Genomic DNA, 20,634 nt, shown 5'->3' on the forward strand with positions numbered 1-20,634 from the left:
ACCGCGGCGCGATCCGCGGTGTGCCGACCGTGGCACCCGCCATCAGGCGATGAGGCGGGCGCGGGGTGACGATGGAGGTGTCGGGGTTCGGCCATCCTGTTCTCTCGAGGAGGTGGACGACCATGAGTTTCTCCTCCGACAAGCCTCATGGTGCCGATCAGCATGGTGCCGATCAGCATGGTGCCGATCAGCGGGACGAGCGCCCCCATGGCGCCGACAGCCCGTACGCAGGTCTCCTGAACACCCTGTCCAATGCCACCTGGCAGGTGGTGCTGACGGCGGGCGTGATCGGGATAGCGGTGGGCATCCTCGTGCTGGCGTGGCCGGGGGCCACCCTGGTGGTGGTCGGCGCCCTGTTCGGCGCCTATCTGCTGGTCAACGGGATCTTTCAGCTGGCCGGGGCCTTCGGCGTGCATGTACCGGGGCATATGCGCGTGCTGAGCTTCGTCAGCGGCGGGCTGAGCGTGGTGCTCGGTCTGCTCTGCTTCCGGGGGCCGGCCCAGTCGATCCTGCTGCTCGCCCTGTGGATCGGATTCGGCTGGCTGCTGCGGGGCGTCATGCTCACCGCCACGGCGATCACCGCCGAGGGGCGTCCGGCCCGCGGCTGGCAGCTGGCCCTCGGCATTGTCACCGCCCTGGCCGGTATTCTGCTGATCGTCCTGCCGTTCGGCTCCATCACCGTGCTCACCATAGTGGCCGGAATCTGGCTGGTCGCCCTGGGTGTCATCGAGGTCATCCACGCCATCCAGCTGCGGGGCGAGCTCGGCCATGGCACCCCCCGCAAGGCACATCGCGGCCTGCACTTCCGTTCACAGCCCCATCCTCAGCCGTAGGCAGGCGGCCCTCGCGGCTGCGAGGCCGCAGCGTGGGGCGTAGCGTTGATCTACGGCGGAGCGGCGCAGGGGGGCCGAGCCGGCAGGGAGAGCACGAATGATCTTGGCAGAGCAGATCGACCGGATCATCCGGTTCGACGGACGTGGACTTCCGGTGGTGTCCGCCTATGTCGGGCTCCGTCCGGAACCCGCCGATCTCGTCGCCCGCCGCGCGCATGTGAGGGACGTGCTGAATGAGCACGTCAGGCCGCTGACGGAGGACAAGTCGCTGGCCCACGACGTCCGGATGTCCCTGCGCGACGACATCGAGCGCATCGCGGTGGAGGTGTCGCAGGAACAGTACAAACCGGGAACGGTCGCCGCCTTCTCGTGCAGCGGACACGACTTCTTCGAGGTGGTCCAGCTGCCGAGGTCCATACGGGACCGGGGCCTGGTGGATTCGACGCCGTGGGTCCGGCCGATGCTGGCCGTCCTGGACGAGTACCACCGCATCTGTGTCGTGCTGATCGACAAGGCCTGGGCCCGCGTATGGGAGCTCTACCTGGACGATATCCGCGAGCTGGAGAAGGCCCACGACCGGACGTTGCGGAAGAAGGACTACGCGCGCGGTCTCGCCGAGGACCGGGTCCGCAACAAGGCGGACGAAATCACCAAGCGGCACTTCCGCCGGGCGGCGGGGATGCTGGACGAGGTGTTCCGGACGCACGACTTCGATCTGCTCGTCATCGGCGGCCACTCGTACGAGGTGAAGCACTTCGTGGAGTTCCTGCCCCGCGACCTGCGTGAGCGGATGGCCGGCACCTTCGATGTCGACCCCAGCACCGCCTCCCAGGGAGACATCCGGGCCGGCGCCGGACCCGTCGTCGAGCGCTACGAGCTCGAAGAGCAACAGCGCATGGTCGGCGATGTCCTGGAGGCGGCGGCAGCCCGGAAGCCCGCCGCCGTCGGCCTGCGGTCCTGTCTGTGGGCGGGATCGGTGGCCGCCATCCAGCAGCTGCTGGTCCAGGAGGGCGAGACCGCTCCCGGTGTGGTGTGCGACCAGAGCGGCTGGCTGGCCACCTCGGGGGACACCTGCCCGCTGTGCGGAGAACCGACGCGGCAGACTCCCGATGTGATCGACGAGCTCGTGGAGGCGGTGATCGACGAGGGCGGCGGGATCAAGCATGTGCGGGCGGACACGGAGCTGCGCAAGCATCTCACCGCCGCGTCGCTGCGCTTCCCGCTGCCTCCCGAGCCGTAGGCGTGGGCGTCAACCCAAAATCCGCCCCTGGGGCACTTGACTTCGGACAAGTCCGGGCAAACCCTGTAAGTAGGAGCCGGACCCTCGCAGGCGCGGGGGCGACGTCAGTGGAGACGTCCCACTGATGCATCCGCGCATGCGATTCCGGCCAGGCTCCCGGCGGCTCCCATTGAGGTCGGAGCCTTCAGTGACGACTGGACTTCTGACGTCGATGGTGAAATTCCGGGGGCCGTTTCATGTCCAAGCCCGTGCCGGCCGGGGCCACCGGCGGCACAGCCATGGTCGCGGCGCGCCGCACCGACGGCAGGCGCTGACGGCGCGGCGGGCCCCACGACGGCGGGGACCGCCCCGTGTCGGAATAACGGTGCGCGGCGGCCCCGGTACGGGCCACTATGCGAGGAGGCACACCAGGGGCGGGGAAGGGCCGGAATGCTCAACTCTGAAAGGCCCGGGCGGAGTTCGGATATAGCGGCACTGCGGGCCGGCGAATTCGGGTACCTCGACGCGGGCGGACATGTCTACCTCGACCACACGGGTGCGGGGCTGCCCCCGCGCTCGCTGCGGCGTGGTCATGTGCGGCGCATCGAGACCGGCTGCTTCGGCAATCCGCACTCGGAGAATCCGGCCTCACGAGCCTCCGGCGAGCTCGTGCGGGGTCATCACCCAGCTGATCGCCCGGCCCGCCCACGCCATCCGCGGTACGGGGACGAAGGCGCCGGAGAACAACACCTGGGGGAAGCACAGCAACGGCAGCATCAGCGTGGCCTGCCCCGGTTCCCGCACCGCGGCCGAGGCGAGCAGTCCGAGCGCCAGAGCCGCCGCGGAGGCCAGCACGCTGGTGACGAACAGCGAGCCGTACGTCGGCCAGTCGGCGGTCGGCAGCCGGTCGAGCGCCCGCAACACGGCGAGCAGCACCGCGTCGGCGACGGCCAGGACCGGCAGCATCACAGTGAGCTTCGACGCCACGTAGGGGCCCAGGCGCATCCCGGCGAGCCGTTCCCTGCGCAGCACCGGCAGTTCGGTGCAGATCTGCAACAGGCCGTCGCTGAGCCCGAAGAAGAACGCCCCGAAGGCGATCCAGAACAGGATCATCGCGGAGCTTCCCGGATCGGGCGAGCGCGGGTCGAAGGCTCCGGCGCGGAAGAGCACCGCGAACATCGCCACGATCATCACGGGCGAGCCCACCAGCACCGCGACCGAGAGCCGGTTGCGCAGCAGCGTCTCCGCCCCGCGCCGGGTGAGCAGGGCCCACTGGCGCAGGGTGCCGGCGCCCAGCCGGACCAGGGGCGCGGCGGCGCGGGTTTCGGTTTCCGGTCGGGTGAGTTCGCCGAGCGGCTCGGCGGCCACCCGGGCCCCCGCCGCGACAGCGCCGTACACCTCCTCGACGGAGGGCACCGCGAAGGCCGCGCACAACCCCGCGGCCGGCCCGGTGTAGGCGGGAGTGCCGTGCGGGGAGAGAAAGACCACCTGGTCGCAGACGGCCAGATCGGCCGGGGTGTGGGTGGTGACGAGCACGGTCGTGCCCTGGCCGGCGAGGGTCCGCAGGGTCCTCATGAGGTCGGCGCCGGTCACCGGGTCGAGCCCTGAGGTCGGCTCGTCGAGGAAGAGGACGCGCGGCCGGGTGAGCAGCTCGACGGCGATGCTCGCGCGCTTGCGCTCCCCGCCGCTGAGCGAGCCCACCGGTACACCGGTCCGGCGGGAGAGCCCCAGAGTCCCCAGGGCAGCGGTCACGGCCTCGTCCACCACGGCGGGCGGGGTGCCCGGCGCCATCCGTAAGCCGGCCGCGTACCGCAGCGTCCGGCCGAGCGGCAGCTCGCGGTGGATGATGTCCTCCTGCGGTACCAGCCCGAACTCCGGCCCCGCGGGCCCCGGCCGGCTCCCGTCGTGCAGCACCACGCCCTGCGCGGGCGTCCGCAGTCCGGCCAGGGTCTCGAGCAGCACGGTCTTGCCCGCCCCGCTGCTGCCCGCGATCGCCGTCAGCTGTCCCGGCAGGAGATCGAGGGACACGTCCCGCAGGATGTCCCCCGCCTTCTTGACCCGCTGTGTCACGTGTCGCGCCTGAATGCGGAGCCCTTGTATCGGCATGGGCCGCAGCATGCCAGATGGCGCGGCGGGTGTCCGGGCCGCGGACCATGCGGTGGCTGCAGCGGCCCGTCCGGCGGCGTCGCCGCGCGGCTCCACCGCGCGAGTGGAAAAGGAGGCCGGGAGGACGCCCTGTGTCGCGACGCGTGGCGGGCGACGTTAGAACGGGACCATGAACGAAAAGGCCTACCGCCCGGGTGAGCAGGTTCCGGAGAGCGGCATCTACCGATGTGACTGCGGCCAGATCCACGAGTGGAGCACCGACGTCAAGGGGAAGAAGTTCCCGCCGCTGCCTCCCGGCTGCCACGGCGCGACCTGGGTCCTGCAGACCCCCGCCCACCGCCACTGAGGCCGACTGTTCAGTATGAGGGGCGGTAGTTGAGTCGCCGCGAAGGGGCAGGGGGGGAGGCACCTCGGCATGGGCGGCGCCTTGTACCTGGAGCCCCGGCTGGGGTCGCTGGAGTCGGACCGCCTCCTGCACACCCTCGCCGACGCGCTCGGTTCACCGCTGGGCGTGGTGCTGCCCGACCAGATCACCGAGAACGTGGAGCGGTTCCGCTCGGTGTACCGCGGCCACCGCCTCGCGGGCCAGATATTCACCGAGGTCCGGGGCCCGCACGGCCGAGACGTGGCGCAGGCAGTGGCCGGGAGGCAGAATGTCCGAGGGGGAGGAAGAAGGTTCCTCATGGCCACCAGCGCACACGCCCCCCACTCGGACCACGCCCACCAGCATGGAAGCGGCTGCGGCCATGTGGCCGTACCGCACGAAGACCACATCGACTACGTGCACGACGGTCACATCCACCGGGCGCATGACGACCACGCCGATGAGTGCGAGTCCACCGGTCACACCGTCCACGACGGACATGACCACCGGCACCATCCCGACTGCGGGCACGTCGCCGTACCGCACGGCGACCATGTGGACTACGTCCACGACGGACACCGCCACGCCCAGCACGGCGACCACTGGGACGACCACTGACCACTGGCACCCCGCACCGGTACCCCGGACACGGCGAAGCCCCGGGCCGACGGCCTGGGGCTGACGCATGCGGCAAGGACATCAGCGACGCGCGCGGCTGACCACCATGTCGTTGTAGGGGTCCTTGGGAGTGGGGACGCGCTTGACTGTCGCGGCGTCCAGGGCCGGACTCGCGTCGTCCGTACCGAGCTTTCCGGTGGGGTGCCAGGTGCCGGTGACGGACACCCAGGCGTCGGCGGGCGGGGCCGCGGCCCCGTGCACGCGCACCTTCCGCACCTGCGCGTCGGCGGCGCAGCAGCTGATGGCGAGGCGGCTGACGTACCAGGTGCCGTGATGGCCGGGGGTGACGAATCCGGTGAGACGGACGGTGCGCCCCGTCAAGGTGCGGCCGGTGTCCCAGACCGCCCGGGAGCTGAAGTCGTTCAGCGACATCTCGACGGTCCCCTTGGCCGGGAGGGCCGGGAAGAGGCTGCCTCCGGTGGTGGGGGGCTTCGTGTCGTCGCGGGAGGCGGTGTACGAGCCGAGGGCGGGCGGCGCCAGGAACAGGACGGTCAGGGCCGGTACGTACAGCAGCCAGGCGACCCGGGGGCCCTGGGAGTGATCGTGACCATGGCCGTGCTCGTGGTCGAGGTCGTGGCCGTGCTCGGGGTCGTGGCCGGGAGCCGTGCGCGGTCGGTCGAAGGGGAAGCCGTCGCGGGCGGCGCTGACCGCGCCGAGCACGATCAGCAGCACACCGGAGGCGATGAGCGCGGGCCGCAGGCCGGGCCGGACGTAGCGCAGATACAAGTCGGTCAGCAGGGCGATGTGCAGCAGGCCGACGCCGAGGAACAGGAGCAGCAGCACCTGGAGGTTGCGCTTCACAGCAGCCACCACCCCACCAGCGCGCTGCACAGCATCGCCATGAGCCAGGTGGCCGCCGAGAAGCGCAGTGCGAAGGCGCGCCCGAAGGTGCCCGACTGCAGGGCGATGAGCTTCAGGTCGACCATGGGACCGACGACCATGAAGGCGAGCCGGGCGGACGGGGAGAACCCGGTGAGGGAGGCGGCGACGAACGCGTCGGCCTCGGAGCAGACCGCGAGGATCACCGCGAGCAGTCCCAGCGTGGGCAGCGACAGCCACAGGGAGTCGGAGAAGAGCCGCAGAACGGAGTGCGGCACCGCGACGTTGAAGGTGGCCGCGGCCGCCGAGCCGAGCACGAGAAAGCCTCCGGCGTGCAGGAAGTCGTGCTGGAGCGAGAGCCGGAACTCCTCCGCGCGGCCCGCCCCGGGGGCGTGCCCAGTGGGCCCCTTCGGCAGGCGCAGCCACTCCTCACGGCCCACCCGGAGCCACAGCCAGCCCATGGCGACGGAGGTGAGCAGCGAGGCGACGAGACGGGCCGCGACCATCCACGGGTTGCCGGGGAAGGCCACATACGTCGCGACCAGCACGATCGGGTTGATGGCGGGGGCCGACAGCAGGAAGGCCAGCGCCGCCGCCGGGGTCACCCCGCGCCGCATCAGGCTGCCCGCCACCGGAACCGACGCGCATTCACAGCCCGGCAGCACCGCCCCGGCGACACCCGCCACCGGCACGGCGAGTGCCGGATTGCGCGGGAGCACCCGGGTGAAGACCCAGGCCGGTACGAAGGCGCTGATCGCGGCCGACACCAGGGTGCCGAGCAGCAGAAACGGCACACCCTGGATGACGATCGCGGTGAACACCGTCCGCCAGGCCGCCACCGCCCGGTTGTCGAGCGCGGCGGTGATCTCGGGCCTCAGCACGAGGGCGACGACGCCGAGCAGCGCCACAGGGAGTCCCGCGATCAGCGCGTGGGAGGTGACGCGTAGGGCCGCGCGCAGCCCGTCGGGACCCTCGGCCCCCTCGGCCCCCTCGGCCCCGTCGGGGCGCGGGGGCGACGCCCGGTTCCCGTCGCTGCGCTCGCGCAGCGACGGCGCTATGTCGACATCACTGTCCATCGTGTCTCCCCCACAGGGCTTTTCGCCACGGCGACATCCGGAGCTCACCTTAGCGGCGGCCGATGGGCGGCAAACGCGCCCCGACCCTGCCCCGCAAGGGAACCGGCCGGACGGTCAGGAGGTCAGCAGCAGGACGTTCAGGAACACCAGGACGGCCACGGCGGCCACGGCGTAGGCCACGACACGGCGTTTGAGGTGCTCATAGCGGTGCTGGTACTCCTCGCGAAGCTGGAGTGCGCGCGCGGCGATACGAGAGACGATCATCCGCGAGAGGTCGAGCTGCCGACGGGCCAAGAGGTCCACCAGCTCTTCCCGCTGGGCGGCTGTCGGCCAGTCGAGCGCGTCCACGAAGGCTTGGGCCTCCGTGCGCGTACGCTCGATCTCCGCCTGCCACAGCAGGTACCCCTCCATGGTGGCGATGCCCGCCTCGACGCTGCGGCCGTCCGGCGTGCGGCCGTCCGGCGTGCGGTTGTCGGTCATGGCGCGGTCCTCTCAGTGCCCCTCGTCCCCCGAGGGGCGTTCAGACCGTCGCTCGGGTTCGACCACGTCACGCCGGCCGCGGTGCGTGGCCAGTTCCAGGGCTGTGACGTCCGGGTGATGCAGGTCGAAGGCCGGCGATTCGGAGCGAATACGGGGCAGCGTGAGGAAGTTGTGCCGCGGGGGCGGGCATGCGGTGGCCCACTCGAGCGAGCGCCCGAAACCCCACGGGTCCTCGACCTGTACCTTCGGCGCGTACTTGGCCGTCTTCCAGACGTTGTAGAAGAACGGCAGCGATGAGAGGCCCAGCAGGAACGCACCAATGCTGGAGATCGTATTGAGCGCGGTGAATCCATCGGCCGCCAAATAGTCCGCGTAGCGGCGCGGCATGCCTTCGGCGCCGAGCCAGTGCTGGATGAGGAAGGTGGTGTGGAAGCCGATGAACAGGGTCCAGAAGTGGATTTTGCCGAGGCGTTCGTCGAGCATTCTGCCGGTGAACTTGGGCCACCAGAAGTAGAAGCCGGCGAACATCGCGAAGACCACGGTGCCGAACACGGTGTAGTGGAAGTGCGCGACGACGAAGTACGAGTCGGAGACTTCGAAGTCCAGCGGCGGTGAGGCCAGCAGGACGCCGGTGAGTCCGCCGAAGAGGAAGGTGACCAGGAATCCGATGGTCCACAGCATGGGGGTCTCGAAGGAGAGCGACCCGTTCCACATGGTGCCGACCCAGTTGAAGAACTTCACTCCCGTCGGGACCGCGATCAGGAATGTCATAAAGGAGAAGAAGGGCAGCAGTACCCCTCCGGTCACAAACATGTGGTGGGCCCAGACCGTGGCGGAAAGCCCCGCGATGGCGATCGTCGCGGCGATGAGCCCGATGTAGCCGAAGAGCGGCTTGCGGCTGAACACGGGGAGGATCTCGGTGGCGATGCCGAAGAACGGCAGCGCGATGATGTACACCTCGGGGTGGCCGAAGAACCAGAAGAGGTGTTGCCACAGCAATGCCCCGCCGTTTGTGGGGTCGAAGACGTGCGCACCGAATTTCCGGTCCGCCTCCAGCGCCAGCAGCGCGGCGGCCAGGATGGGGAAGGCGAGCAGCACGAGAACACCGGTCAGCAGGATGTTCCAGGTGAAGATCGGCATCCGGAACATCGTCATACCTGGCGCCCGCATGCAGATGATCGTCGTAATGAAGTTGACCGAACCCAGGATCGTCCCGAAGCCGGAGAAGGCCAGGCCCATGATCCACAGGTCGCCGCCGACCCCGGGCGTACGGACGCTTTCCGACAGCGGGGTGTAAGCGGTCCAGCCGAAGTCCGGAGCGCCCTGCGGGGTGAGGAAGGCGCTCATCGCGATCAGCGAACCGAACAGGTAAAGCCAGTAGGCGAACATGTTCAGGCGCGGGAAGGCCACATCAGGCGCGCCGATCTGCAAAGGCATGATCCAGTTCGCGAATCCGGCGAACAACGGGGTGGCGAACATCAGCAGCATGATCGTGCCATGCATGGTGAACGCCTGGTTGTACTGCTCAGTTGAGATCATCTGCAGACCCGGGCGGGCGAGTTCTGCCCGGATGACCAACGCCAGGAGGCCGCCGACCAGGAAGAACCCGAACGAGGTAGACAGGTAGAGGGTGCCGATCTTCTTGTGGTCGGTGGTTGTCAGCCACTCCACCACCGCCCGCCCGGCATTCTGCCGCCGCGCGGTCGGCCCCCGCGCTTCCGTCTCCTGAACAACAGTCACTGCCCGAGCTCCTCACCCCTGATCGGTCTTCTCGCCGGGCTGACGGTACAGATGCCTCACAGGGCGCCAAAGAGGCTCGCCGCCGTTCACGATCAGTCACATCAATCAACGTCAAGGGCTGGAGATTCTTCCGGTCTCGCCTACCACTCGGTCAGAGAGCCATCGATGGTGCGCCACACGGGGTTGCGCCAGCGCTGCCCCACTGCGGCGGCCTCGCGCACGGCCGCCTCGTCGATCTCGATCCCGAGTCCCGGGCCGGTCAGTCTGTTGACGTGGCTGTCGGCGAAGTCGAAGACGCTCGTGTCGACCAGATAGTCGAGGAGGTCGGAGCCGGTGTTGTAGTGGATGCCCAGGCTGGTCTCCTGGATCAGCGCATTGGGGGTCGCGAAATCGATCTGGAGGCTGGCCGCGAACGCGATCGGGCCGAGCGGGCAGTGCGGGGCGAGCGCCACGCCGTACGCCTCCGCCATCGCCGCGATCCTGCGGACTTCGGAGATGCCGCCCGCATGGGACAGGTCCGGCTGCGCGACGGCGATTCCGGAGCCCAGCAGATCGCGGAAGTCCCAGCGCGAGTACAGCCGCTCTCCGGTGGCGATCGGCACGGTGGTGGACGAGCAGATCCGTCCGAAGTCCGCGGTCAGCTCGGGCACGATCGGCTCTTCGACAAAGAACGGATGCAGCGGCTCCAGCAGGCGCAACGCCTCGCGGGCGACCGCGGGCGAGACACGGCCGTGGAAGTCGATGGCGATGTCCGCCGTGTCACCGATCGCCTCGCGTACGGCGGCGACACGCCCCACCAGCAGGCCGAGTTCGGCCTTGGACTCCAGCGCTCGGGTCTTCCCGGTGCCGTTCATCTTGACCGCGTCGAAGCCCTGCCGCATACGCTCCAGCGCGTGGTCGGCGACCCGGTCGGGCTCGTCGCCGGCGATCCATGAGTAGGTGCGCACCCGGTCGCGGACCGCGCCGCCGAGCAGTTCATGAACGGGGACGCCGAGGGCCTTGCCCTTGATGTCCCACAGGGCCTGGTCGATGCCGGACACCGCGCTGGACAGGATCGGTCCGCCGCGGTAGAAGCCGCCCTTGGTCATGACCTGCCAGTGGTCCTCGATACGGAACGGGTCCTGGCCTATGAGGTAGTCGGAGAGCTCCTCGACGGCTGCGGCGACCGTCGCCGTACGCCCCTCGACGACAGGCTCGCCCCATCCGGTGATGCCCTCGTCGGTGCGTACGGCCAGGAACAGCCAGCGGGGTGCGACGGAGAAGGTCTCCAGTGCGACGATCTTCATTGATCCGCCCTTCCTGTGATGGCCTCGATGAGCCCGGGCACTGCCCGGCGCCGCCATCATGGTCAACGGACCGGCCGTCGCCTCGGCATCGACCAACCCTAGGCGACGCCCGGGGCGACCGGTTGCTATACCGTCCTTGGTGAGCCGCGTTCCCGAAACCGGAGGCCACCGCCTTGCCCCGACGTCCACCGGCGATGTTCGCCATGAGCGCCGAGGTCCTGCCCAGCGTCTATCCGCCTGACGTGCTGGACCGGATCCGGGCCCACGTGGACATCGACACCACGCTGACGGCCGAGGACTTCCACGACCCCCGGGTGCGAAGTGCCCTGGCCGAGGCCGAGATCCTGCTCACCGGATGGGGCTGTCCGTACATCGATGCCCCGGTGCTCGATGCGGCCCCCAGGCTGCGAGCCGTGCTCCACTCCGCGGGATCGGTGAAGGGGATCCTGGCGCCCGGCTGGTGGGAGCGCGGTCTGGTCGTCTCGTCAGCCGCCGCCGCCAACGCCCTGCCCGTCGCCGAGTACACCCTGGGCATGATCATGCTGGCCGGGAAGGACGTGTTCGCCGCCCGTGAGCGCTACCGCGCCCAGCGCACCTTCACCGCCGAAATCCAGGCCGGCATCGGCAACTTCGGGCGGCGCGTCGGAATCATCGGAGCCTCCTGCATCGGCCGCCGCCTCATCGAGCTTCTGCGGCCCTTCGACTTCCAGGTGATGCTGACCGATCCCCATGTCGGCGAGGACGGGGCGGCCGCCCTCGGGGTGCGGCCGGTCCCCCTCGACGAGCTGATGAGGACCAGCGACATCGTCACCGTCCACGCACCCGCCATCCCCGAGACCCACCACATGATCGGCGGTCGCGAGCTGGCGCTCATGCCCGACGGGGCCGTGCTCATCAACACCGCGCGCGGGAGTCTCGTGGAGACCGACGCCCTGGTCGAGGAGGTGGGCACGGGCCGGATCAGCGCGGTGCTCGATGTGACAGACCCCGAGCCGCTGCCCGCCCACTCCCCGCTCTTCGGGCTCCCGAACGTCTTCCTCACCCCGCATCTGGCCGGGTCGCAGGGCAACGAGGTGCGCCGGCTTGGGCTGTACGCGGCCGACGAACTGGAGCGGCTGTTGACCGGCCGTCCGCTCGTCCACCAGGTCGATCCCACCGCACTCGAGCGTGCCGCATAACACGTGGCGCGCGAGCCACGGACACGTCGCGCACCTGATCGGCTAACCCTGATCCAGCCGTCCGCGCCCCCACGCGGCCGGAGCTCCTTGTCGTGATTCCCCACTCGGAATGGCGGGCCCTCGTGAGCGTTCCAGGCGAACTCTGCTGACCACCGCGGCCGGTACGGCGGTGGCGGCAGCCTCGGCCACTCCCCCGGCCCAGGCCGCGGAGGATGTTCCCGGCCATGCCTCCGCGCTACGGACATTCCGCGCGACGGCGGACTACGCGGTGGCGAAGCTGCACGCGGTCGCACCGGGGGCGCGGGGTTTCCCGGTCGGTACGAACGGCCGTTTCATCCGGGCCTGGGGCCGGGTTGCAGAAGGACCGGCGTCCTTGCCGAGCATCCGGACGCAGCGGCCGGTGGCGGGCGAGGGAAGCTTGACCGAGTCGTGGCGTCCCACGGCCTCGGCCGTGGACTTCACGTCGGCGCGGCGTGCGGCGACATCGGCCGCGGAGGGGCGGTAGTCGGTCGTCCAGCTCTTGTTGTCGTCGGAGACCTGGAGCTCGTAGTCGACCGCGTACGCGGCCTCCCAGCAGAGGTCGACGGTGTCGATCGTGGAGCGGGCGCCGAGGTCGACGGAGACCCAGCGGTCCGCGTTCCAGTCGCTGGACCAGCGTGTCTGGTCGGCCTTGAGGTCAGCCGGCCAGCCACCGTCGGTGACGAACGCCGGTGAGTTGCCGGCGTGCTGATACGTGTTGCTGTAGGCCGGGTGGTGCAGCGCGAGGTTGGCGCGGGCCGTGGTGGCGGGGGCCGGTGTGCCGCCGTACACCTTGAAGGCGTACAGCGAATAGCCGTGCGGCGTGGCGCGTTCGACACCGCGCATGCGGACATAGCGGCCCGTCACCTCCTGGGGGTAGGTGTGGGCGGTGACGGTGCCGCCGGTTCCGGCGTCCTCCCGTAGAAGGGCTGCCAGTCGGCGCCGTTCCTGAACACCTCTAAGACGCACCTCTTGCCGTACGCGGCCTCCCAGTCGAGGGTGACCCGGTCGATGCGGAGGCCGGCGCCGAGGTCGATACGAATCCAGGCGTTGTCGGCGGCATCGCTCGACCAGCGGAGGGGGGAGGCAACCAACTCATTACGCACACCGCCATTTCGACACGTTGTGAACGCGGATCGCAGACAACGAGGCTGCCCGACGGTGCCTCGAATCAAACGCAACCGGCACCTATAGCCGCAATCTGACGGCGCATTCGCTCAGATCCAGACGAAGTTCTGGATAGAACTATTGACGCCTGGTTCACACGGCTGAAGCATGCATCGGCAAGAGAGCGCTCCCCCACCTTCCTCTCGTTCATGTTCTGAACAAGGAGAGTTGCGCATGCCCACACCCCCCACCCCCGACGGCTCGGCCACTCGCAGACCACCGTTCCCGCGCCGGAAGATGCTCGCCACGATGGCCGCGGCGGCCTCTGCCCCGAGCCTCCTCGCCCTCTCCTCCGCGGCTTCCGCGGCACCCGCGGCGTCCCCGCCCGCCGCGGCCACCGGCCGGTCCGCCGCCGCGCTGCCCGGCGGTGGCGACCTCGGCCCGAACGTGCTGGTCTTCGACCCTTCCACGCCGGGCATCCAGGCCAAGCTGGACCAGGTGTTCAAGCAGCAGGAGTCGGCCCAGTTCGGCACCGGCCGCTATGCGCTGTTGTTCAAGCCGGGCACGTACCACGGCCTCAATGCCCAGCTCGGCTTCTACACCTCCATCGCGGGCCTCGGCCTGTCCCCCGACGACACCACGATCAACGGGGATGTCACGGTCGACGCCGGCTGGTTCAACGGGAACGCCACACAGAACTTCTGGCGCTCGGCGGAGAATCTCGCCCTCGTTCCGGTGAACGGCACCAACCGCTGGGCCGTCGCACAGGCCGCGCCGTTCCGGCGGATGCACGTCAAGGGCGGACTCAACCTCTCCCCCGACGGCTACGGCTGGGCCAGCGGCGGCTACATCGCCGACAGCCGGATCGACGGCACGGTGGGCCCGTACTCACAACAGCAGTGGTACACCCGCGACAGCTCGGTGGGCGGCTGGCTCAACGCCGTGTGGAACATGGTGTTCTCCGGCGTCGAGGGCGCCCCGGCGCAGAGCTTCCCCGACCCCCCGTACACCACCCTGGCCACCACCCCGGTCTCCCGTGAGAAGCCCTTCCTCTACCTCGACGGCGGCAACTACAAGGTCTTCCTGCCGGAGAAGCGCACCAACGCGCGCGGCACCACCTGGGGCAGCGGTACTCCCCGGGGCACCTCCGTGCCGCTCACCCAGTTCTACGTCGCCAAACCCGGGGTCACCGCGGCGACGCTCAACGCCGCGCTCGACCAGGGCCTCCATCTGCTGCTCACGCCCGGGGTCTACCACCTCGACCGGGCCGTCGAGGTCAAGCGCGCGGGCACCGTCGTCCTCGGCCTCGGATACGCCACCCTCGTTCCGGACAACGGAGTGACGGCGATGAAGGTCGCCGACGTCGACGGGGTGCGGCTCGCCGGATTCCTCATCGACGCCGGACCGGTCAATTCCCCCACCCTCCTGGAGGTCGGCCCCCAGGGCGCGTCCGCGGACCACTCCGCCAGCCCGACCACCGTCCAGGACGTCTTCATCCGCATCGGCGGCGCGGGCCCCGGCAAGGCGACCACCAGCATGGTGGTCAACAGCCGGCACACCATCATCGACCACACCTGGGTCTGGCGCGCGGACCACGGCGACGGCGTGGGCTGGGACACCAACCGCGCGGACTACGGCATCCGCGTCAACGGCGCCGACGTCCTGGCGACCGGCCTGTTCGTCGAGCACTTCAACAAGTACGACGTCCAGTGGTACGGCCAGCGCGGCCGCACCATCTTCTTCCAGAACGAGAAGGCCTACGACGCCCCCAATCAGGCGGCCATCCAGAACGGGTCCATCAAGGGTTACGCCGCCTACAAGGTCGCGGACTCCGTGACCGCGCACGAGGGCTGGGGCCTGGGCAGTTACTGCTACTACAAGGACGATCCCACGATCCGCCAGGACCACGGATTCGCAGTACCGAACACCGCGGGCGTGAAGTTCCACAACCTCCTCGTCGTCTCGCTCGGCGGCAAGGGCCAGTACGAACACGTCATCAACACCACCGGAGCGGCCACCTCCGGCGACACCACGAAGCCGTCCACCGTGGTCTCCTATCCCTGACCGGACCGCCGGCCCCACCACCATCGCGGTGGGGCCGGCCGAAGGCGTTCAGGATCTGTTCAGGTCGCGCATGGCAGGGTCGGCGATCATGAGCAAGGAGAGATTGCATTCGAAAGGCCGGAAGTCCTTACCGATCTGGACGTCGCCAGCACCGACAGATATGCGATGAAGAAGCTGCCAGAGGTCACCCTGGCCTTCTGGATCATGAAGATCGCAGCGACGACGCTCGGCGAGACGGCCGGTGACCTCTTCGCTCAGACCCTGAAGCTCGGCTACTTCCTCACCACCATCGCGCTGTTCCTGATCTTCGTGGTCACGCTGGTCGTGCAGCTCAAGTCCAAGCGCTACAACCCCTTCTTCTACTGGACCGTGATCCTGTCCACCAGCATGGCCGGCACCACGATGTCCGACTTCATGAACCGTGACGCCAGCGGCAAGTACCTCTCGAACGGGGCCACGTCCCTGGGCTGGGGGCCGCAAGGCCTGGGGCTGGGTTACCCCACGGGTGCCGCGATCCTGATCTCGCTTCTGATCGCCATCTTCGTCATCTGGAAGTTCACGGGGCTGACGTTCTCCATCCGCGACATCGTCACCTTCCGCGCGGAGGCCCTCTTCTGGGCGGCGATTCTCGTCTCGAACACGCTCGGCACATCCATGGGTGATTTCCTGTCCGACAGCTCCGGGCTCGGCTACGCGGGTGGCGCGCTTCTGGTGAGCGGGCTGCTCGCAGGTCTCCTCGCCCTCATGAAGGTGCCTGTCGTGCCGAACGTCCTGCTGTTCTGGATCGCCTTCGTGCTCACCCGTCCCCTCGGCGCCACCGCCGGCGACTTCCTCACCAAGCCCGTCGCCAAGGGCGGCCTCGACCTCGGCACGGCAGGCTCGTCGGCCGTGCTCCTCGCGATTCTCGTCGGCCTCATGGGCTACGCCCAGGTGCGAGAGCGCAGGCACACCGTCGAGCGGGACGAGGTCCTGGCCGACAGGTCCTGAGCACGCTGTCGCGGTGAAGCGGCCCGGGTGGTGCTGGTCGGCGCCACCCGGGCCGCGCGAGCGCCGGGCTCTCAGCCGACTTCCGACGCTTCGAGCAGGTCGCGGACCTCTTCGGCGGTGGTCTCCTGGATCTCGTCCCCGAGGAGCAGCCAGCGGGTGATGCCGACCGATTCCAGGAAGGACAGGTCGTGGCCGGCGATCACCAGCGCGCCCTGGTAGGCATCGAAGACGCTCGTGCCGTCCGGCCACTGGAAGGACAGGGCGGAGCAGGTCACGGAGGCGCTGGGCGTGATGGGGTTGGCCATGATGATTCTCGCAGTCGCAAGCGCAGCGGATAGGGGGCTTCCGTATGCGAGCACCACGCGGCGACCAAGCCGAGAGAGGGTGCGGCCCTCCGAAGGGTGAGGGACGGCTTGTGCACCGAGGTCGCATCCACGCGGGGTCACGGGCGGCAAAGAGCCGGCGGCAGCGTGACGGGCGTACGGCCCATGCCGTACGGGCGGTGATCGCGAACCTCAGATGCGCAACGTCCACCTCTATCGGAGACAACAGGACCTGAAAACCGTACCTCAACCGCGTGCTCCCCGACCGCGAAGCGCATCGTCCGGACCCGCCGCGTAGCGGCCGGATCACGGTGCGATCCGAGTACGCCGGAGCTGGTGACGATCACCGTCGACGGCCGCGAGGCGAAGCCGCGAGGCGCCGGCTGGCAGCCCCGCACGGATGAGGTCCTGAGGCCGCGTCCGATCCAAGCGGTTTCGTCCGGCGAGACAGGGAAACCCGCTCTGGTCGGGCCGTCCCTCCGGGCCGACCGACAACGTACGGAGCGCACATGAAGCTGTCGTTTCTCGATCCGCTCTACGCGCGGCCGGGCCCCTGGGCGAGCGCCTATCTGGACACCTCCCGCGACATCGAGGATCCGGACAAGGCAATCGAGCTGCGCTGGCGGCACCTGCGCGAGAGCCTGTCCGCCCAGGGAGCGGACAATGCCACCATCGCCGCTCTGCACGCCGCCGTGGGGAGCGACCGGGACGTGTCCGGGCGGCACGGGCAGGCCCTGTTCGCCGCACACGGGCGGCTTGCGCTGGCCGAGGAGCTCCCGGAACCGCCGGCGGCCGACTCGGCCCGCGTCACCTCGCTTCCCGATGTGCTGCCCCTGGTGCTGCAGCACGCCCCGGACATCCCGTACGTGGCCGTCGCCCTGAGCCGGGTCTTCGCCGAGACCGACCTGCAGGAAGACGTGGCGGTGCACTTCCAGGCCGGGCGGTGGCCCATGAGCCGGGTGGCGCCGGAACCCAGCCTCAGCCATGTCGGCGCGGCCAGGGACTGGCCGCAGAACGCGTTCGCGGTCGCACACGAGGTGGAGAACCTGCGCCAGTGGAGCGACGCGGAGACGATCGTGGTGCGCAGCGGGGAGGGAGACGTATGGCTGCGTGGCGTCCTCGTCAATCACCTGCCCAAGTCCACGCAGCAGCGTGTCGTCACAGTGCCCGACCGTGGGCGGCCGATGGCCGAGGCCGGTCGGGCCCTGTTGGAGGCGGAGCTGAGCGAGATCCTGTGGGGAACGGTGAACGAACGGGACAGGACCCTGATGCACAGGTACCTGGCGCAGCGGGCCCGGCATCCGGACACCTCCGAGGGAATGGCGGCCGTTCTCACCGCCCTGCAGCGCGGCCAGGCGCACGCTCTCCTGCTCAACCGCCCCGTGGAGCTTCCGGAAACCTTGTGGACGGGGCCCGAGCCCACCCACATCACCCTGGCCGAACCGGATCTCCATGACCTCGGCGTGGACTTCGGACAGCAGGAGCCCGCCGGGGCCGCGCTGGTCCGGGCCCTCATGGGCACCGGCGCCGAGCTGATCGTGGTACCGCGGGAGGAGCTGCCGCTGGAGGGCGGGGTGGGGGCGCTCCTGCGCTACCACATCCCCTACGCGTAAGCGCCGGTAAGCCTCTTCAGCAGCCCCCGGAAGCCCTCAGAGGACCTCCAGGGGAACGGGCTCGGTGGGCGGAGGGAAGGCCCGGTCCAGCTCGGCCAGGTCCTCCGGGGTCAGCTCCAGATCCAGCGCGTCGCGGTTCTCCCGTACGTGCTCGGCCCGCCCGGCCCTGGGGATCGCCGGCACCGACTGCCTGAGCACCCACGCCAGTGCCACCTGCGCGGGTGTCGCGCCATGGGCGCGTGCGATGTCCCGCAGCACGTCGGAGCCCAGGAGGCGCCCCTGCTCGATCGGCGAATAGGCCATCACGGGGACGCCGCGTTGGCGGCACCAGGGAAGCAGGTCGTACTCGATACCGCGCCGGGTGAGGTTGTACAGCACCTGGTTGAGGGCGACGCCCTCACCGCCGGGCAAGGAGACGAGCTCCGTCATGTCGGAGACGTCGAAGTTGCTCACGCCCCAATAGCGGATCTTGCCGGCCTCGACCAGCACGGCGAAGGCCTCGAGGGTTTCCACCAGCGGGATGCTCCCCCGCCAGTGCAGCAGATACAGGTCCAGCCGGTCCGTGTCGAGCCGCCGCAGGCTGCCCTCGCAGGCCGCGACCGTACCGCGGAGGTCGGCGTGGCCGGGGAGCACCTTGCTGACCAGGAAGACCTCGTCGCGGCGGCCGGCGATCGCCTCGCCCACGAGCTCCTCGGAGGCGCCGCTGCCATACATCTCCGCCGTGTCCACGAGCGTCATGCCGAGATCGAGCCCCAGTCGCAGTGCGGCGATCTCCTCGGCGCGGCGCCGGGGATCCTCCCCGAGATACCACGTGCCCTGGCCGAGCAGCGGAATCCGCTCCCCCGAGGGCAGCGGGACCGTGTCCGGTGCGTCTGTCGGCATGGTCCGCCTCCCCGGCCTTCCACGATCAGCGATTCCGCACTTTCCACGGTAAGGGCATCCACGAGGGAGGGTGCCACTCGAAAGGCGGAGCCCACCGCGAACCGACGGCGGCATCGTGTCCATTCTGGGAACAACGATTGACCGGAGATCCGAACGGCGCAGCGCGCGGGCTCCGGCCGGCCTTCGATCTGCGGTGAGGCCTTTTATGACGGCAATCAGAGCGACAGAGGATCCGGGTATCGCCATTGAGTTCCTACACGACGAGGTGCAGGCGATCAGCGAGTCCGATGACGCCGCAGCCACCATTCACGAAAAGATCCTGCCGGCCGCACTCACCGTCCCGATCGCGGGCGACATCATGACCGAGGCCGCCGAGACGATCGCGGAAGCCATCGCCGACCGGCAGGCCGACCTCGAGGCAACCGACGAGGGGCACGGGGTCGAAGTCGTATTCCCCCCGTCCGCACTGTCCGTCGGCCGCTGGGAGATCGTGGACATCAGGCCCCTTCCCAGCACGGTCCGGTCCGTCTCGATGGCCGAGACGTTCTCCATGCGCAGCGACTCCGCGCCGACGGCGGCGGGCCGTGGGGAGGATCTCTATGTGTTCGCCAGGGAGGACGACGGCCGCGTCATGTTCAACCGGGGCGGGCGCGATGGCGCGTTCGAGGGCTGGGAAGAGGTGCCTGGCGGCATCGTGAGCCGCTCTTCGCCCTCGACGGTCAGCCGCGGCGAGGACGTGCTCGTGTTCGTCACGGACACCGACGGTGGCATTCTGGCCAACCGGGTCGGGGCGGACGGAACGTTCAGCGGCTGGGAAGAGGTGCCCGGCGGCGTCAGGACCGACTCCACTGTGGGAGTCGGCTCCCAGGCCGATTCGGTCTTCGTCTTCGCGAGGGTCGCCGACAACCGCATTGTGTTCAATCAGCTGTTGCCGGACGGAACGTTCACGGGGTGGCAGGACAAGAGCATCGCGTTCCGATGACGAGCTCGGCGGCCTCTGCGGCCCCGTCGTCGGCCCCGCTGATCCCGTACGACCTCCGTACCGTCAGCGGCCGGCCGCCCCGCTCAGCCGCTCGGGCTGTTCCCCTCCCCCGGCGGCACGGAAGCGGGGGGATCGAGCCGGTAGCCGTGCCCGCGCAGCGTGGTGAAGCCGGGCAGGACGAGGGGGGCGGTGGAGGCCGCCGTGGCCGCGTGCAGCCGTCGGCGCAGGGAGGACATGGTGACGTCCAGCGTCTTGGTGGGCCCGAACCAGTTCTCGTCCCACACCCAGGCCATCAGTGACTCCCGGGACACGGCCTCCCCGGGGTGCTGGGCCAGGGCGGCGAGAAGTTCGAACTCCTTGGGGCGCAGCTCGACCTCGCGGTCACCGAGTCGGCAGCGGCGCGCCGCGATGTCCACGGTCAGGTCCCCGATGCGAACCGGTTCGCTCGGCGCCACCGGGCCGGCCGGGCGGCGGCGCAGATGGGCGCGGAGCCGGGCGAGCAGTACGGTCAGGGAGAAGGGCTTGACCAAGTAGTCGTCCGCGCCCGCGTCCAGACCCACGATCACATCGATCTCCTCGCTCCGGGCGGTCAGGATGAGGATGAGGAGGTCGGGGAACTCGTCGCGCAGCTGCCGGGCGACGTCGATTCCGTCCATGTCGGGGAGCCCGAGGTCGAGAAGGGCGACGTCGACGGGGAGGCGGCGGGCCTCGGCGAGCGCTGAGCCGCCCGTCCGGGTCCAGTTCACCGCGTAGCCGTTGCCGCGCAGCCCCGCTTCCAGATGTCGGCCGATGACGTCGTCGTCCTCGATGATCAGTACGGATACGGCGTTCGCGGCCCCAGTCGTACGCATGCTCCGAAGGGTAGGGCCGGCGGTCGCG

18 protein-coding genes and 2 pseudogenes are annotated in these 20,634 nt (G+C 69.6%); 10 read left to right on the plus strand and 10 right to left on the minus strand.

From position 1 onward, the window contains the following. Positions 1-122 precede the first annotated feature (122 nt). A complete protein-coding gene (locus tag ABZS71_RS19055; RefSeq protein WP_356211545.1) occupies positions 123-833 on the plus strand; it encodes an HdeD family acid-resistance protein in 711 nt (236 codons plus the stop codon). Positions 834-930: 97 nt separating this feature from the next. Next, on the plus strand, positions 931-2,073 hold the full coding sequence (locus tag ABZS71_RS19060; protein ID WP_356211548.1) for a hypothetical protein: 1,143 nt from the start codon (positions 931-933) through the stop codon (positions 2,071-2,073). Positions 2,074-2,700: 627 nt separating this feature from the next. Here ABZS71_RS19060 and ABZS71_RS19065 read toward each other — a convergent pair. After that, the gene (locus ABZS71_RS19065) at positions 2,701-4,122 is read right to left on the minus strand and encodes an ATP-binding cassette domain-containing protein (protein ID WP_356211551.1); all 1,422 of its coding nucleotides are present in this window, start codon (positions 4,120-4,122) and stop codon (positions 2,701-2,703) included. A gap of 205 nt (positions 4,123-4,327) precedes the next feature. Between ABZS71_RS19065 and ABZS71_RS19070 the strand changes: the two genes are divergently transcribed. The 3 genes and pseudogenes from ABZS71_RS19070 to ABZS71_RS19080 all read left to right on the plus strand — a co-directional run bounded on the left by ABZS71_RS19070 (position 4,328) and on the right by ABZS71_RS19080 (position 5,140). Then, the gene (locus ABZS71_RS19070) at positions 4,328-4,504 is read left to right on the plus strand and encodes a hypothetical protein (RefSeq protein WP_355844609.1); all 177 of its coding nucleotides are present in this window, start codon (positions 4,328-4,330) and stop codon (positions 4,502-4,504) included. Between the two features lie 69 nt (positions 4,505-4,573). After that, positions 4,574-4,753, plus strand: a pseudogene (locus ABZS71_RS19075) (Y4yA family PLP-dependent enzyme); the annotation flags it as partial. Between the two features lie 87 nt (positions 4,754-4,840). Next, positions 4,841-5,140, plus strand: coding sequence for a hypothetical protein (locus ABZS71_RS19080; protein WP_355844768.1), 300 nt, complete (start codon positions 4,841-4,843; stop codon positions 5,138-5,140). 81 nt (positions 5,141-5,221) lie between these two features. Here ABZS71_RS19080 and ABZS71_RS19085 read toward each other — a convergent pair whose 3' ends face one another. The 5 genes from ABZS71_RS19085 to dgoD form a co-directional block, all read right to left on the minus strand. Beyond that, positions 5,222-6,001: a TIGR03943 family protein gene (locus ABZS71_RS19085; protein WP_356211632.1), complete on the minus strand. Its 780-nt coding sequence runs from the start codon at positions 5,999-6,001 to the stop codon at positions 5,222-5,224. Next, on the minus strand, positions 5,998-7,095 hold the full coding sequence (locus ABZS71_RS19090; RefSeq protein ID WP_356211554.1) for a permease: 1,098 nt from the start codon (positions 7,093-7,095) through the stop codon (positions 5,998-6,000). Before ABZS71_RS19090 ends, ABZS71_RS19085 begins: the two co-directional genes overlap by 4 nt. Positions 7,096-7,209: 114 nt before the next feature. Beyond that, positions 7,210-7,575: a hypothetical protein gene (locus ABZS71_RS19095; protein WP_355844612.1), complete on the minus strand. Its 366-nt coding sequence runs from the start codon at positions 7,573-7,575 to the stop codon at positions 7,210-7,212. Positions 7,576-7,587: 12 nt separating this feature from the next. Then, complete coding sequence (gene ctaD / locus ABZS71_RS19100) at positions 7,588-9,315, minus strand: cytochrome c oxidase subunit I (RefSeq protein ID WP_355844615.1); 1,728 nt, start codon at positions 9,313-9,315, stop codon at positions 7,588-7,590. A gap of 140 nt (positions 9,316-9,455) precedes the next feature. After that, entirely contained in the window at positions 9,456-10,601 is a 1,146-nt protein-coding gene (dgoD, locus tag ABZS71_RS19105) for a galactonate dehydratase (RefSeq protein WP_355844618.1), read from the minus strand. A 173-nt stretch (positions 10,602-10,774) separates the two neighbouring features. On the opposite strand from dgoD, the gene ABZS71_RS19110 reads away from it, so the two are divergent. Beyond that, entirely contained in the window at positions 10,775-11,779 is a 1,005-nt protein-coding gene (locus ABZS71_RS19110) for a hydroxyacid dehydrogenase (protein WP_355844621.1), read from the plus strand. Between the two features lie 343 nt (positions 11,780-12,122). On the opposite strand, the pseudogene ABZS71_RS19115 reads toward ABZS71_RS19110, so the two are convergent. Beyond that, positions 12,123-12,873, minus strand: a pseudogene (locus ABZS71_RS19115) (discoidin domain-containing protein); the annotation flags it as partial. A gap of 265 nt (positions 12,874-13,138) precedes the next feature. On the opposite strand from ABZS71_RS19115, the gene ABZS71_RS19120 reads away from it, so the two are divergent. Together ABZS71_RS19120 and ABZS71_RS19125 are read left to right on the plus strand one after the other, a co-directional pair. After that, on the plus strand, positions 13,139-14,968 hold the full coding sequence (locus ABZS71_RS19120) for a coagulation factor 5/8 type domain-containing protein (protein ID WP_356211557.1): 1,830 nt from the start codon (positions 13,139-13,141) through the stop codon (positions 14,966-14,968). Between the two features lie 165 nt (positions 14,969-15,133). Further along, positions 15,134-15,955: a hypothetical protein gene (locus ABZS71_RS19125; RefSeq protein ID WP_355844626.1), complete on the plus strand. Its 822-nt coding sequence runs from the start codon at positions 15,134-15,136 to the stop codon at positions 15,953-15,955. 71 nt (positions 15,956-16,026) lie between these two features. Here ABZS71_RS19125 and ABZS71_RS19130 read toward each other — a convergent pair whose 3' ends face one another. Continuing rightward, positions 16,027-16,260, minus strand: a complete 234-nt coding sequence (locus tag ABZS71_RS19130; RefSeq protein WP_356211635.1) for a hypothetical protein — start codon at positions 16,258-16,260, stop codon at positions 16,027-16,029. Positions 16,261-16,787: 527 nt separating this feature from the next. Here ABZS71_RS19130 and ABZS71_RS19135 point away from each other — a divergent pair. Next, positions 16,788-17,891 (plus strand): hypothetical protein, encoded by a 1,104-nt coding sequence (locus ABZS71_RS19135; RefSeq protein ID WP_356211560.1) that lies wholly within the window; start codon positions 16,788-16,790, stop codon positions 17,889-17,891. Between the two features lie 36 nt (positions 17,892-17,927). Here the strand turns inward: ABZS71_RS19135 and ABZS71_RS19140 are convergent, their stop codons facing one another. Next, a complete protein-coding gene (locus ABZS71_RS19140; RefSeq protein WP_355844632.1) occupies positions 17,928-18,773 on the minus strand; it encodes an aldo/keto reductase in 846 nt (281 codons plus the stop codon). Positions 18,774-18,888: 115 nt separating this feature from the next. Here ABZS71_RS19140 and ABZS71_RS19145 point away from each other — a divergent pair, with 115 nt between their 5' ends. Beyond that, positions 18,889-19,755 (plus strand): hypothetical protein, encoded by an 867-nt coding sequence (locus ABZS71_RS19145; RefSeq protein ID WP_355844635.1) that lies wholly within the window; start codon positions 18,889-18,891, stop codon positions 19,753-19,755. Positions 19,756-19,838: 83 nt separating this feature from the next. Here the strand turns inward: ABZS71_RS19145 and ABZS71_RS19150 are convergent, their stop codons facing one another. After that, positions 19,839-20,606, minus strand: coding sequence for a response regulator transcription factor (locus tag ABZS71_RS19150; RefSeq protein WP_356211564.1), 768 nt, complete (start codon positions 20,604-20,606; stop codon positions 19,839-19,841). Between the last annotated feature and the right edge of the window lie 28 nt (positions 20,607-20,634).

The organism is Streptomyces sp. NPDC005393, from assembly GCF_040606675.1.
Classification (GTDB): domain Bacteria; phylum Actinomycetota; class Actinomycetes; order Streptomycetales; family Streptomycetaceae; genus Streptomyces.

Coding starts and splice junctions, on each gene's coding strand:
- ABZS71_RS19150 (WP_356211564.1), bottom strand. CDS start 20,606: ATGCGTACGACTGGGGCCGCGAACGCCGTATCCGTACTGATCATCGAG.
- ABZS71_RS19135 (WP_356211560.1), top strand. CDS start 16,788: ATGAAGCTGTCGTTTCTCGATCCGCTCTACGCGCGGCCGGGCCCCTGG.
- ABZS71_RS19140 (WP_355844632.1), bottom strand. CDS start 18,773: ATGCCGACAGACGCACCGGACACGGTCCCGCTGCCCTCGGGGGAGCGG.
- ABZS71_RS19055 (WP_356211545.1), top strand. CDS start 123: ATGAGTTTCTCCTCCGACAAGCCTCATGGTGCCGATCAGCATGGTGCC.
- dgoD (WP_355844618.1), bottom strand. CDS start 10,601: ATGAAGATCGTCGCACTGGAGACCTTCTCCGTCGCACCCCGCTGGCTG.
- ABZS71_RS19125 (WP_355844626.1), top strand. CDS start 15,134: ATGAAGAAGCTGCCAGAGGTCACCCTGGCCTTCTGGATCATGAAGATC.
- ABZS71_RS19080 (WP_355844768.1), top strand. CDS start 4,841: ATGGCCACCAGCGCACACGCCCCCCACTCGGACCACGCCCACCAGCAT.
- ABZS71_RS19130 (WP_356211635.1), bottom strand. CDS start 16,260: ATGGCCAACCCCATCACGCCCAGCGCCTCCGTGACCTGCTCCGCCCTG.
- ABZS71_RS19090 (WP_356211554.1), bottom strand. CDS start 7,095: ATGGACAGTGATGTCGACATAGCGCCGTCGCTGCGCGAGCGCAGCGAC.
- ABZS71_RS19120 (WP_356211557.1), top strand. CDS start 13,139: ATGCCCACACCCCCCACCCCCGACGGCTCGGCCACTCGCAGACCACCG.
- ABZS71_RS19070 (WP_355844609.1), top strand. CDS start 4,328: ATGAACGAAAAGGCCTACCGCCCGGGTGAGCAGGTTCCGGAGAGCGGC.
- ABZS71_RS19060 (WP_356211548.1), top strand. CDS start 931: ATGATCTTGGCAGAGCAGATCGACCGGATCATCCGGTTCGACGGACGT.
- ABZS71_RS19095 (WP_355844612.1), bottom strand. CDS start 7,575: ATGACCGACAACCGCACGCCGGACGGCCGCACGCCGGACGGCCGCAGC.